An 11986-nucleotide genomic window follows, 5' to 3' on the forward strand; every position below is an offset into this window, starting at 1 on the left:
ATGAATTAACAGCGAGGAGTGTGTTCGCAAATGGCGAAAGAGAAAAAACGTGGCTTTTTTTCATGGCTAGGCTTTGGCCAGAAAGAGCAGGCTTCTGAACAAGAACCAGAACAAAAAGTAGCTGAAGAACAATCGGTTGTAGAAGAAGCTGTTGAGCAGGTTACTGAGCCTGAACAACCGCAAGCGACCGAAGAAACTGCACAGCCAGAAGAAGCAAAGCCAGAAATCAAAACTGAGGTTCAACCTGAAATTCAGCCAGAAACGCTGACTGATGTTGAACCCGTTGTGCTTGATAAGCACGAAGAACCAGAAGCCTTCGCAGAAGAGATTGTCGACGTCACTGAAAAACTCGCTGAAAGCGAAGTGCAGGTGGCTGAGCCAGAAATCACCCCAGAGCCTGAGCCAAAAGTCACGGCGCAAGTTGCTGTTGAGCATGAAGAATTACCGGTTCAGGAAGATCTCACACCTGAGATTGTGCAGGAACAGCAGGCAGAAGAGTGGCAGCCAGAACACGAACCCGTGGTGGTTGAAGCAGAGGTTGAAACGTTTGTTGAACCGTTTGTTGAACCTGAAGAGGTTGCCATTCTTGCGGTAGAAGACGTTGTTGTCGAAGAAGAGCTGATTGAAGCGATTCCTGTTGCCGCCGTTACCGCTGAAGACGTGCCGGTCGAGCTGGAACCAGAAGAAGCCGAAGAAATTCAGGCTGAAGAAGAGCTCCAACAAGAACAAGAGAAACCAACCAAAGAAGGTTTCTTTGCACGCCTCAAACGCAGCTTAATAAAGACCAAACAGAACCTCGGTTCCGGATTTATCAGTCTATTCCGCGGTAAGAAAATCGATGATGATCTGTTTGAAGAGCTCGAAGAGCAGTTGCTTATCGCCGATGTCGGTGTCGAAACAACGCGCAAAATCATCGCCAATCTGACAGAAGGTGCGAGCCGCAAAGAGCTGCGTGACGCCGAAGCGTTATACGGCCTGCTGAAAGAAGAAATGGGCGAAATTCTGGCGAAAGTCGATGAGCCGCTGAAGGTTGAAGGCAAAACCCCGTTTGTTATCTTAATGGTGGGCGTCAACGGGGTGGGTAAAACCACGACCATTGGCAAACTGGCGCGTCAGTTCCAGCAAGAAGGCAAATCTGTCATGCTGGCTGCGGGCGATACGTTCCGTGCCGCAGCGGTTGAGCAGCTCCAGGTTTGGGGCCAGCGCAATAATATTCCGGTGGTCGCTCAACACACGGGTGCCGACTCTGCGTCTGTGATTTTCGATGCGATTCAGGCGGCGAAAGCGCGCAATGTTGATGTTCTTTTGGCGGATACCGCCGGGCGTTTGCAGAACAAAGCGCACCTGATGGAAGAGCTGAAGAAAATCGTCCGTGTCATGAAAAAACTGGACGTAGACGCACCGCATGAGGTTATGCTCACTCTCGATGCCAGCACGGGTCAGAACGCGATTAGTCAGGCTAAATTGTTCCATGAAGCCGTTGGATTGACAGGCATTACGCTAACCAAACTGGATGGTACAGCCAAAGGCGGCGTGATTTTCTCCGTTGCCGATCAGTTTGGTATTCCGATTCGCTACATTGGCGTCGGCGAGCGTATTGAGGACTTGCGTCCGTTTAATGCGGGCGATTTTATTGAGGCACTTTTTGCCCGAGAGGATTAACCATGATTCGCTTTGAACACGTTAGTAAGGCCTATCTCGGCGGGAGGCAAGCGTTGCAGGGAGTGACTTTCCATATGCAACCAGGCGAGATGGCTTTTCTGACCGGTCACTCAGGAGCCGGGAAAAGTACCCTGCTCAAGCTTATCTGCGGTATTGAGCGGCCAAGTGCCGGCAAGATCTCTTTTGGCGGTCATGACATTAGCCGCCTCAAGAGCCGCGAAGTGCCGTTCCTTCGTCGCCAGATTGGTATGATCTTTCAGGATCACCATTTGTTGATGGACAGAACTGTGTACGACAACGTAGCTATCCCGCTGATCATCGCGGGTGCTAGCGGCGAAGATATTCGCCGCCGCGTCAGTGCGGCACTGGATAAAGTCGGCCTGCTCGATAAAGCGAAGAATTTCCCAATCCAACTCTCGGGTGGTGAACAACAGCGCGTGGGTATTGCACGTGCTGTGGTGAATAAGCCTGCGGTACTGCTGGCGGATGAACCAACCGGTAACCTTGATGATGCGCTCTCGGAAGGGATTTTACGTCTGTTCGAGGAGTTTAACCGCGTTGGGGTGACGGTTCTGATGGCGACGCACGATATGGGGCTGATTTCTCGCCGTAACTATCGCATGTTGACCCTAAGTGACGGCCATTTGCATGGAGGCCTGGCAGGTGAATAAACGCAGCGCGCTCAATCACATAAAGCGCTTCAGTAACAAGCTGGATAAAATCAACTCGCTGAATAAGTTAGGGGATTTAGGCCGTTCGGTGAAAAAACGCGGCAAAGGTCCTCAGTCGAAAAGCAAATCTCTTAAGGGCGGCGTGAATGAGCAGTTCCGCTATGCCTGGCAGGGTGCTTTGCAGGATTTGCGCAGCAAGCCATTAGCCACCTTCCTGACGGTCATGGTTATTGCCATCTCCCTGACGTTACCTAGCGTGTGCTACATCGTTTACAAGAACGTCAATCAGGCCGCCACGCAGTATTATCCTTCCCCGCAAATCACGGTTTATCTCGATAAAGCGCTTGATGACAATGCCGCGCAGCAAGTTGTGGGCGCGATTCAGGCGGAAGAGGGCGTCGATAAAGTTAATTATCTCTCGCGTGACGAAGCGCTTGGCGAGTTCCGTAACTGGTCGGGCTTTGGTGGCGCGCTGGATATGCTGGAAGAAAACCCGCTGCCTGCTGTCGCTGTGGTGAATCCAAAACTTGATTTCCAGACCACCGACCATCTGAATACTTTGCGCGATCGCGTGGCGCGGATAAACGGTGTCGATGAAGTCCGAATGGATGACAGTTGGTTCGCCCGTCTTGCCTCACTGACAGGTCTTGTGGGCCGCGTGGCTGCAATGATTGGTGTTCTGATGGTTGCTGCGGTGTTTTTGGTGATTGGTAACAGCGTACGCCTGAGCATCTTTGCTCGTCGCGATACCATCAACGTGCAAAAACTGATTGGTGCCACTGATGGATTTATCCTGCGCCCGTTCCTGTATGGCGGTGCGCTGTTAGGGTTTAGCGGCGCGTTCCTGTCGCTTATCCTGTCCGAAATTTTGGTATTACGTTTGTCCTCTGCGGTGACTGAAGTCGCACAAGTGTTTGGCACTAAGTTTGATCTCACCGGCTTAGGATTCGACGAATGTCTTCTGCTGTTGCTGGTTTCATCCATGAGCGGCTGGTTGGCAGCCTGGATCGCAACGGTGCAACATTTACGTCGTTTTACCCCAGAGTAAAATTTTTTTGGTATACTTGTCCCCTGCTACGAAGTACCCGTCAGCAGGGGATACGCTCCCACCTCGGTTTGTGTTTCTCCTGCCCAGTTTCATAGCTCTGTCACATTTTGTGTGTAATACATGCACAGCTTTACAGTGAACTTGTGGATAGCATCACTGTCTGAGTTTACTGTGAGTGGTACGGTTTGGCGCTTGACGTGGAGTCAGGTGCAGCACGGTGTAGCAACCTGTACGTTAGTCTCTAAGAGAGGGTTTGAATGACCAAAGAAATGCAAAATTTAGCTCTAGCCCCTGTTGGTAACCTGGAATCTTATATCCGGGCCGCTAACTCCTGGCCGATGTTGACGGCTGAGGAAGAGAAGGAGCTGGCTGAAAAGCTGCATTACCAGGGCGATCTGGAAGCAGCGAAAAGGCTGATCCTGTCTCACCTGCGCTTTGTTGTTCATATCGCTCGTAATTATTCGGGCTATGGCTTACCGCAGGCTGACTTGATTCAGGAAGGTAACATCGGCCTGATGAAGGCTGTACGTCGCTTTAACCCTGAAGTGGGTGTCCGTCTGGTGTCGTTTGCCGTGCACTGGATCAAAGCTGAAATTCACGAATACGTTCTGCGTAACTGGCGTATTGTGAAAGTGGCAACCACAAAAGCACAACGTAAGTTGTTCTTTAACCTGCGTAAAACAAAACAACGTCTGGGTTGGTTCAACCAGGATGAAGTTGAAATGGTCGCCAACGAGCTGGGTGTTTCCAGCAAAGATGTCCGTGAGATGGAATCTCGCATGGCGGCGCAGGACATGACGTTTGACATGGGCAATGACGACGACTCAGACAGCGCGCCAATGGCTCCAGTGCTGTTCTTGCAGGATAAGTCTTCAAACTTTGCCGATGGCATCGAAGACGACAACTGGGAATCACACGCCGCTGATAAACTCAGCGATGCGATGATGGGCCTGGATGAGCGTAGCCAGGATATTATCCGTGCACGTTGGCTTGATGAAGACAACAAAAGCACGCTGCAAGAACTCGCCGACCGCTACGGCGTCTCCGCTGAGCGTGTGCGCCAGCTTGAAAAGAACGCCATGAAAAAACTGCGCATGGCTATCGAAGCGTAAGTTCTTCAGTTAGACAAAAAAACCGCCTTCAGGGGCGGTTTTTTTATGCCTGTCACTTTCCTGTTCACCTTGTGAAAAAATTGTTATTCCAAAAGCCGCAAATTCGGGTATGTTTTTAGCACGGAGTGCGGCGAAGGCCTGCGCGGTTATCTCCACCTCAAAAATAAAACAGTGCCAAAACAACACAACAAATACCCATTAGCATTCGAGTTGCAGGTAGGCGGCCAGAGAGCTTATCCCGATGAACTTACTAAGGTAAGTGATTCGGGTAAGTGAGCGCAGCCAACACCCCTGCAGCTTGAAGGATGATGGGTAAATACCAATCACAACAAGAATGGGGATTCTCAGGATGAACATGAAGGGCAAAGCATTATTGGCTGGTTGTATTGCACTTGCGATGAGCAACGCAGCATTTGCTAAGGATATCAAAGTCGCAGTAGTTGGAGCGATGTCTGGCCCGGTTGCACAATATGGCGACCAGGAATTTACCGGTGCAGAACAAGCGGTTGCTGATATTAATGCCAAAGGCGGTATCAAAGGCGACAAACTGGTTATCACCAAATACGACGATGCTTGTGACCCGAAACAAGCGGTAGCCGTCGCCAACAAAGTGGTAAACGATGGTATTAAATATGTCATCGGCCACCTGTGTTCCTCTTCCACTCAGCCTGCGTCTGATATTTACGAAGACGAAGGTATTCTGATGATTACACCTGCGGCAACGGCTCCGGAGCTGACCGCGCGTGGTTATAAACTGACAATGCGTACCACCGGTCTGGACTCTGATCAGGGCCCAACGGCCGCAAAATACATTCTTGAGCATGTAAAACCGAAAAACATCGCGGTCATTCATGACAAACAACAGTACGGCGAAGGTCTGGCTCGCTCTGTTCAGGACAACCTGAAAAAAGGCGGCGCGAATGTGGTGTTCTTTGACGGGATTACCGCAGGTGAAAAAGATTTCTCCACGCTGGTTGCGCGTCTGAAGAAAGAGAACATCGATTTCGTGTATTACGGTGGTTACCACCCAGAAATGGGTCAGATCCTGCGTCAGTCTCGCGCGGCTGGCCTGAAAACCCAGTTCATGGGGCCAGAAGGTGTGGCGAACGTTTCTTTGTCTAACATTGCCGGCGAATCTGCTGAAGGCATGTTAGTCACCAAACCGAAGAACTACGACCAGGTTCCAGCGAACAAACCGGTTGTAGATGCGATTAAAGCGAAGAAACAAGATCCAAGTGGTGCTTTCGTGTGGACGACTTACGCGGCACTGCAATCGCTGGCAGCGGGTCTGAACAAGTCAGAAGATCCTGCTGAAATCGCTAAATACCTGAAAGGCAGCTCGGTTGAAACCGTAATGGGGCCATTGAGCTGGGATGAGAAAGGCGATCTGAAAGGCTTTGAATTCGGCGTGTTTACCTGGCATGCGAACGGCACAGCGACTGACGCTAAGTAATTTTCCCCCTCACCCTAACCCTCTCCCTCAGGGAGAGGGGATTGACCGGTTTTCTCTTTCTCCTCAGTGGGAGAGGGGATTGACCGGTTTTCTCTTTCTCCTCAGTGGGAGAGGGGATTGACCGGTTTTCTCTTTCTCCTCAGTGGGAGAGGGGATTGACCGGTTTTCTCTTTCTCCTCAGTGGGAGAGGGGATGGTCCAGTTTTCTCTTTCTCCTCCGTGGGAGAGGGGATGGCCCGGTTTCCCCACCAGGGGAGATAACTGATCGAGTGTTTTCCCCCTCTCCTGAGGGAGAGGGCCGGGGTGAGGGCTACTTCTCCCAACCACCCGTCTGAGCTCTAAATCCTAACGCCTGCATAAACGCCGTCATAACGCCGCGGTCTTCCACACCGACGTCGCTCATCCACCATCGGGTGATGTCAGGATTATTGCGAATCACCTCTTCCACTAAATATTGTCCAACGCCACGACGGCGCGTAATTTCCCGCACCCGCAGCGAATCTAAAGCGCCTTCAGAATCAGACAGTGTGACGCGAACCGCGCCCAGCAATCTGTCGTTAAATTTTGCAGCGTAAATACGGTGAGTATCACTGAGGGTAAGAGAAGCGCTGGAATATTCCGGCCAGATCTTTGCAAGATCGATCTCATCTTGAGCACTACACTCAAACAGACGAATGATGGTGAGTTTCATAAGCGAGCTAACCAAAAAGCGGGAAAACCCCGAGTGTAACCAATTTATTTGCGTCAGACGCTTTATCTTTTATCAGCCATATACCAGACGATTAATTTTTGCGTCAAACATATACCAGTTTGATAAGTGGTGGATTGAAAAATGGTCAGTATAAAACCCTAAAACCTAGTGTTTTATTCCGCTCTTTGTGTCGCTATTTTATGCTGAAAATGCTGCTTTTTTTTGTTTAACTATGAGTAAATACAGAATAATATCTTTGCTTAATAGCCTGAAAAATAGAGAGTTTAGCCTTAAATATTGTAAATATTAACGCTAAGCCCTTAACGGCGCTCATAAAAATGGTTAAAGGTTAAAAAATGCACAGCATGCTTTTTAACCATAATAAAACCACAAAATCACGAGAAATGGGGATTCAAAGAATGAAGGTAAACGCGAAGACATTACTCGCCGGATTTGTTGCTTTGGCGGTGTCTCACGCGGCAACGGCGGCAGACATTAAAGTTGCCGTTGTTGGTGCAATGTCAGGGCCGGTTGCGCAGTGGGGCGATATGGAGTTCAACGGTGCGCGCCAGGCGATCAAAGACATCAATGCCAAGGGCGGCATCAAAGGCGACAAGCTTGTTGCAGTTGAATACGACGATGCTTGCGATCCAAAACAAGCCGTTGCGGTTGCTAACAAAATCGTAAACGACGGTGTGCGTTATGTTATCGGCCACCTTTGCTCCTCTTCAACTCAGCCTGCGTCTGATATTTATGAAGACGAAGGCATCCTGATGATAACGCCAGGGGCAACTAACCCAGAGCTGACAAGCCGCGGCTACAAAATGATTATGCGTACCGCTGGCCTGGATTCATCCCAGGGCCCAACGGCGTCTAAATATATTCTTGAAACCGTTAAGCCGCAGCGCATCGCTATCATTCATGACAAACAGCAATACGGTGAAGGTCTGGCGCGTTCTGTACAAGACGGCCTGAAAAAAGGCGGCGCGAACATCGTCTTCTTCGACGGTATCACCGCGGGCGATAAAGACTTCTCCACGCTGGTTGCGCGCCTGCAGAAAGAAAATATCGACTTCGTCTATTACGGCGGCTACTACCCGGAAATGGGCCAGATCCTGCGCCAGGCGCGTGCGGTTGGCCTGAAAACCCAGTTTATGGGGCCAGAAGGTGTGGGTAACGCATCCTTGTCCAACATCGCAGGTGCGGCAGGCGAAGGCATGTTAGTCACCATGCCAAAACGCTATGACCAGGACCCAAGCAACAAAGCTATCGTGGATGAGTTGAAAGCTGAGAAGAAAGATCCAAGCGGCCCGTACGTGTGGATCACTTACGCAGCGGTGCAATCTCTGGCGACAGCTCTTGAGCGTACGGGAAGTGAAGAGCCTGCAGATTTAATCAAAGATTTAAAAGCTAACGGTGCGAAAACCGTCATTGGGCCGCTGAACTGGGATGAGAAAGGCGATCTTAAGGGATTTGAATTTGGTGTCTTCCAGTGGCATGCCGACGGTTCGTCTTCACCGACGAAGTAAGGCTACGACACTTCAGTCATCCCACCTTCCGGGCGCAAAACCCGGAAGGCATTAGAAAGGTTATTGTATGTCTGAGCAGTTCCTCTACTTCCTTCAGCAGATGTTTAACGGCGTCACGCTGGGCAGCACCTACGCGCTGATCGCCATCGGTTACACCATGGTTTACGGCATCATTGGCATGATCAACTTCGCCCACGGCGAGGTCTACATGATCGGCAGCTACGTCTCGTTTATGATCATTGCAGCGTTGATGATGATGGGCATTGATGTGGGCTGGATGCTGGTCGGGGCCGGTTTCATTGGTGCAATTGTTATCGCCAGTGCTTACGGCTGGAGCATCGAGCGCGTCGCGTATAAACCCGTGCGTAATTCTAAGCGCCTGATTGCACTGATCTCCGCCATCGGTATGTCCATCTTCCTGCAAAACTACGTCAGCCTCACTGAAGGTTCGCGTGACATCGCACTGCCAAGCCTGTTTAACGGCCAGTGGGTTGTCGGTGCCAGCGAAAGCTTCACCGCAACCATTACCACCATGCAGTTGGTGATTTGGGTAGTGACATTCCTTGCCATGTTAGCGCTGACGCTATTCATCCGTTATTCGCGTATGGGACGTGCGTGCCGTGCGTGTGCGGAAGATTTGAAAATGGCGAGTCTGCTCGGTATTAACACCGACCGCGTTATCTCTCTGACCTTTGTGATTGGTGCGGCAATGGCGGCTGTGGCTGGCGTGCTGCTCGGCCAGTTCTACGGCGTTATTAACCCGTATATCGGATTTATGGCCGGTATGAAAGCCTTCACCGCAGCGGTACTTGGCGGTATCGGCAGTATTCCAGGTGCGATGATTGGCGGCCTGATCTTAGGTGTTGCGGAAGCGCTGACCTCTGCGTATCTGAGCACTGAATATAAAGATGTGGTTTCCTTTGCGCTGCTGATTGTCGTCCTGCTGGTGATGCCTACCGGTATCCTGGGCCGCCCGGAGGTCGAAAAAGTATGAAACCGATGCATGTTGTTTTAGCACTCCTTTCGGCGGCGATCTTCTTCGTTCTGGCTGGCGTCTTTATGGGCGTACAACTGAGCCTGGACGGCACTAAGCTTGTGGTTAACAGCGCTGAGTCTGTGCGCTGGGAATGGGTTCTGATTGGTACGGCGATTGTCTTTGTCTTCCAGTTGTTGCGTCCTGCATTCCAGAAAGGCATGAAAAAAGTTTCTGGGCCGAAGTTTGTGCTGCCTGCGTTAGACGGTTCTACGCCAAAACAAAAGTTGTTCCTGGCCGCATTGCTGGTGCTGGCGGTTGCGTGGCCATTCGTGGTTTCACGCGGCACGGTGGATATCGCAACGCTTACGATGATCTACATTATTCTCGGCCTCGGCCTGAACGTTGTGGTCGGTTTGTCGGGCTTGCTGGTGCTGGGCTACGGCGGCTTCTACGCCATCGGCGCGTACACCTTCGCGTTGCTCAACCATTATTACGGGCTGGGATTCTGGACATGTTTACCGCTGGCGGGCCTGGTGTCTGCGGCGGCAGGTTTCCTGCTGGGCTTCCCGGTACTGCGTTTACGCGGTGACTATCTGGCGATTGTTACGCTCGGTTTCGGTGAAATCGTCCGTATTCTGCTGCTCAATAACACCGAAATCACCGGCGGGCCGAACGGTATCAGCCAGATTCCAAAGCCAACGCTGTTTGGACTGGAGTTCAGCCGCAGCGCGCGTGAAGGTGGGTGGGATACCTTCAGCAACTTCTTCAACGTTGCCTATAACCCCGGCGACCGCATTATCTTCCTGTACCTCGTCGCGCTTTTGCTGGTCGTGTTGTCGCTGTTTGTGATTAACCGCCTGCTGCGTATGCCGCTGGGTCGTGCGTGGGAAGCGTTGCGTGAAGATGAAATCGCTTGCCGTTCACTGGGTCTGAACCCAACGCGTATCAAGCTGACGGCATTTACCATCAGCGCCGCGTTTGCCGGTTTTGCCGGTACGCTGTTTGCTGCACGCCAGGGCTTTGTCAGCCCGGAATCGTTCACCTTTGCCGAATCCGCCTTTGTGTTGGCGATTGTGGTGCTGGGCGGTATGGGCTCGCAGTTTGCCGTTATCCTCGCCGCTATTCTGCTGGTGGTTTCGCGTGAGCTGATGCGTGATCTGAACGAATACAGCATGTTGGTGCTCGGTGGCCTGATGGTGCTGATGATGATCTGGCGTCCGCAAGGTTTGCTGCCAATGACACGTCCGCAGTTGAAGCTGAAGAAAGAACAAGTGGAACAAGTCAAAGGAGAGCAGGCATGAGTCAGCCATTGTTATCCGTAAACGGCCTGATGATGCGTTTCGGCGGTCTGCTCGCTGTAAACAATGTTTCTCTGGAACTGCATCCTCAAGAAATTGTGTCGTTAATTGGCCCAAATGGTGCCGGTAAAACGACAGTATTTAACTGCTTGACCGGTTTTTATAAGCCATCAGGCGGCACCATCATGCTGCGTGACCAGCATCTTGAAGGGCTTCCGGGTCAGCAAATTGCGCGAATGGGCGTGGTGCGTACTTTCCAGCACGTCCGCCTGTTCCGCGAAATGACCGTGATTGAAAACTTGCTGGTGGCTCAACATCAGCAGCTGAAAACCGGCGTGTTCTCAGGCTTGCTGAAAACCCCTGCTTTCCGTCGTTCACAAAGCGAAGCGCTGGACCGTGCCGCGACCTGGCTTGAGCGTATTGGTCTGCTTGAGCAGGCTAACCGCCAGGCAAGCAACCTTGCGTATGGCGATCAGCGCCGTCTCGAGATTGCGCGCTGTATGGTGACGCAGCCAGAAATCCTGATGCTTGATGAACCCGCCGCAGGTCTTAACCCGAAAGAAACGCACGAACTCGATGAGCTGATTATGGAGTTACGTAACCACCACAACACCACCGTGCTGTTAATTGAGCATGACATGAAACTGGTGATGGGCATTTCTGACAGGATTTACGTGGTAAACCAGGGGACGCCGCTTGCGAACGGCACACCGGAACAAATCCGTAATAACCCTGACGTCATCCGCGCCTATTTGGGCGAAGCATAAGAATGGGCGAGACAAAGATGGAAAATATCATGTTGTCATTTGACCAGGTGAGCGCCCATTACGGAAAAATTCAGGCGCTTCACGAAGTCAGTTTACATATCAAACAGGGCGAAATTGTTACCCTGATTGGCGCGAATGGCGCGGGTAAAACCACGCTGCTCGGCACGTTGTGCGGTGACCCGCGCGCGTCCAGCGGCAAAATCACCTTTGATGGAAAAGACATCACCGACTGGCACACCGCTCGCATCATGCGTGAAGCGGTGGCGATTGTACCGGAAGGTCGTCGTGTGTTTTCGCGAATGACGGTGGAAGAGAACCTCGCGATGGGCGGATTCTTTGCTGACAAAGACCAGTATCATGAACGCATCAAACGCGTTTACGAACTGTTCCCACGCCTGCTTGAGCGCCGCATTCAGCGTGCTGGCACCATGTCAGGTGGTGAGCAGCAGATGCTGGCAATTGGCCGTGCGTTGATGAGCCAACCGCGTTTGTTGTTGCTGGACGAGCCGTCGCTGGGTCTTGCGCCCATCATCATTCAGCAGATTTTCGATACCATCGAACAACTGCGTAGTGAAGGCATGACTATCTTCCTCGTCGAGCAGAACGCCAACCAGGCGCTGAAGCTTGCTGACCGAGGCTATGTGCTGGAGAACGGCCACGTCGTTCTGGAAGATACGGGTGATGCGTTGCTGGCTAACGAAGCGGTGCGTAGCGCCTATCTCGGCGGATAATCCCTAAGATAACTCAATCGCCTTCACGAAGAAGGCGATTGAGTTTGTC

At 51.6% G+C, this 11986-nt stretch carries 12 protein-coding genes; 10 read left to right on the plus strand and 2 right to left on the minus strand.

Annotation, left to right across the window (positions count from 1 at the left end; genetic code table 11):
* The first annotated feature begins 30 nt into the window (after nucleotides 1-30).
* The 4 genes from ftsY (at nucleotide 31) to rpoH (ending at nucleotide 4493) form a co-directional block, all read left to right on the plus strand.
* The gene (gene ftsY, locus RHD99_RS00545) at nucleotides 31-1662 is read left to right on the plus strand and encodes a signal recognition particle-docking protein FtsY (RefSeq protein ID WP_309877120.1); all 1632 of its coding nucleotides are present in this window, start codon (nucleotides 31-33) and stop codon (nucleotides 1660-1662) included.
* Nucleotides 1663-1664: 2 nt separating this feature from the next.
* Nucleotides 1665-2333, plus strand: coding sequence for a cell division ATP-binding protein FtsE (gene ftsE, locus RHD99_RS00550; protein WP_016538586.1), 669 nt, complete (start codon nucleotides 1665-1667; stop codon nucleotides 2331-2333).
* Nucleotides 2326-3381 (plus strand): permease-like cell division protein FtsX, encoded by a 1056-nt coding sequence (gene ftsX, locus RHD99_RS00555; RefSeq protein ID WP_183272140.1) that lies wholly within the window; start codon nucleotides 2326-2328, stop codon nucleotides 3379-3381. Before ftsE ends, ftsX begins: the two co-directional genes overlap by 8 nt.
* 257 nt (nucleotides 3382-3638) lie before the next feature.
* Nucleotides 3639-4493: an RNA polymerase sigma factor RpoH gene (gene rpoH / locus RHD99_RS00560; RefSeq protein ID WP_183272141.1), complete on the plus strand. Its 855-nt coding sequence runs from the start codon at nucleotides 3639-3641 to the stop codon at nucleotides 4491-4493.
* Between the two features lie 9 nt (nucleotides 4494-4502).
* On the opposite strand, the gene RHD99_RS00565 is transcribed toward rpoH, so the two are convergent.
* Complete coding sequence (locus RHD99_RS00565; RefSeq protein ID WP_183272142.1) at nucleotides 4503-4679, minus strand: hypothetical protein; 177 nt, start codon at nucleotides 4677-4679, stop codon at nucleotides 4503-4505.
* Between the two features lie 163 nt (nucleotides 4680-4842).
* Between RHD99_RS00565 and RHD99_RS00570 the strand changes: the two genes are divergently transcribed.
* On the plus strand, nucleotides 4843-5946 hold the full coding sequence (locus RHD99_RS00570; protein ID WP_183272143.1) for a branched-chain amino acid ABC transporter substrate-binding protein: 1104 nt from the start codon (nucleotides 4843-4845) through the stop codon (nucleotides 5944-5946).
* Between the two features lie 309 nt (nucleotides 5947-6255).
* Here RHD99_RS00570 and panM read toward each other — a convergent pair whose 3' ends face one another.
* Complete coding sequence (panM, locus tag RHD99_RS00575; protein WP_309877121.1) at nucleotides 6256-6636, minus strand: aspartate 1-decarboxylase autocleavage activator PanM; 381 nt, start codon at nucleotides 6634-6636, stop codon at nucleotides 6256-6258.
* A 419-nt stretch (nucleotides 6637-7055) separates the two neighbouring features.
* Between panM and livK the strand changes: the two genes are divergently transcribed.
* From livK to livF, 5 genes are all read left to right on the plus strand, one after another.
* A complete protein-coding gene (gene livK, locus RHD99_RS00580) occupies nucleotides 7056-8165 on the plus strand; it encodes a high-affinity branched-chain amino acid ABC transporter substrate-binding protein LivK (protein WP_183272145.1) in 1110 nt (369 codons plus the stop codon).
* Nucleotides 8166-8232: 67 nt separating this feature from the next.
* Nucleotides 8233-9159, plus strand: a complete 927-nt coding sequence (gene livH / locus RHD99_RS00585; protein WP_309877122.1) for a high-affinity branched-chain amino acid ABC transporter permease LivH — start codon at nucleotides 8233-8235, stop codon at nucleotides 9157-9159.
* Nucleotides 9156-10442, plus strand: coding sequence for a high-affinity branched-chain amino acid ABC transporter permease LivM (locus RHD99_RS00590; RefSeq protein WP_309877123.1), 1287 nt, complete (start codon nucleotides 9156-9158; stop codon nucleotides 10440-10442). The genes livH and RHD99_RS00590 overlap by 4 nt, the downstream gene beginning before the upstream one ends.
* Nucleotides 10439-11206, plus strand: coding sequence for a high-affinity branched-chain amino acid ABC transporter ATP-binding protein LivG (gene livG / locus RHD99_RS00595; protein WP_183272148.1), 768 nt, complete (start codon nucleotides 10439-10441; stop codon nucleotides 11204-11206). Before RHD99_RS00590 ends, livG begins: the two co-directional genes overlap by 4 nt.
* Nucleotides 11207-11223: 17 nt before the next feature.
* Nucleotides 11224-11937, plus strand: a complete 714-nt coding sequence (livF, locus tag RHD99_RS00600) for a high-affinity branched-chain amino acid ABC transporter ATP-binding protein LivF (protein WP_270146015.1) — start codon at nucleotides 11224-11226, stop codon at nucleotides 11935-11937.
* The last annotated feature ends 49 nt before the right edge of the window (nucleotides 11938-11986 follow it).

The organism is Buttiauxella selenatireducens (assembly GCF_031432975.1).
Classification (GTDB): Bacteria; Pseudomonadota; Gammaproteobacteria; order Enterobacterales; family Enterobacteriaceae; genus Buttiauxella; species Buttiauxella selenatireducens.

Coding starts and splice junctions, on each gene's coding strand:
- ftsY (WP_309877120.1), top strand. CDS start 31: ATGGCGAAAGAGAAAAAACGTGGCTTTTTTTCATGGCTAGGCTTTGGC.
- ftsE (WP_016538586.1), top strand. CDS start 1,665: ATGATTCGCTTTGAACACGTTAGTAAGGCCTATCTCGGCGGGAGGCAA.
- rpoH (WP_183272141.1), top strand. CDS start 3,639: ATGACCAAAGAAATGCAAAATTTAGCTCTAGCCCCTGTTGGTAACCTG.
- RHD99_RS00570 (WP_183272143.1), top strand. CDS start 4,843: ATGAACATGAAGGGCAAAGCATTATTGGCTGGTTGTATTGCACTTGCG.
- panM (WP_309877121.1), bottom strand. CDS start 6,636: ATGAAACTCACCATCATTCGTCTGTTTGAGTGTAGTGCTCAAGATGAG.
- livK (WP_183272145.1), top strand. CDS start 7,056: ATGAAGGTAAACGCGAAGACATTACTCGCCGGATTTGTTGCTTTGGCG.
- livH (WP_309877122.1), top strand. CDS start 8,233: ATGTCTGAGCAGTTCCTCTACTTCCTTCAGCAGATGTTTAACGGCGTC.
- RHD99_RS00590 (WP_309877123.1), top strand. CDS start 9,156: ATGAAACCGATGCATGTTGTTTTAGCACTCCTTTCGGCGGCGATCTTC.
- livG (WP_183272148.1), top strand. CDS start 10,439: ATGAGTCAGCCATTGTTATCCGTAAACGGCCTGATGATGCGTTTCGGC.
- livF (WP_270146015.1), top strand. CDS start 11,224: ATGGAAAATATCATGTTGTCATTTGACCAGGTGAGCGCCCATTACGGA.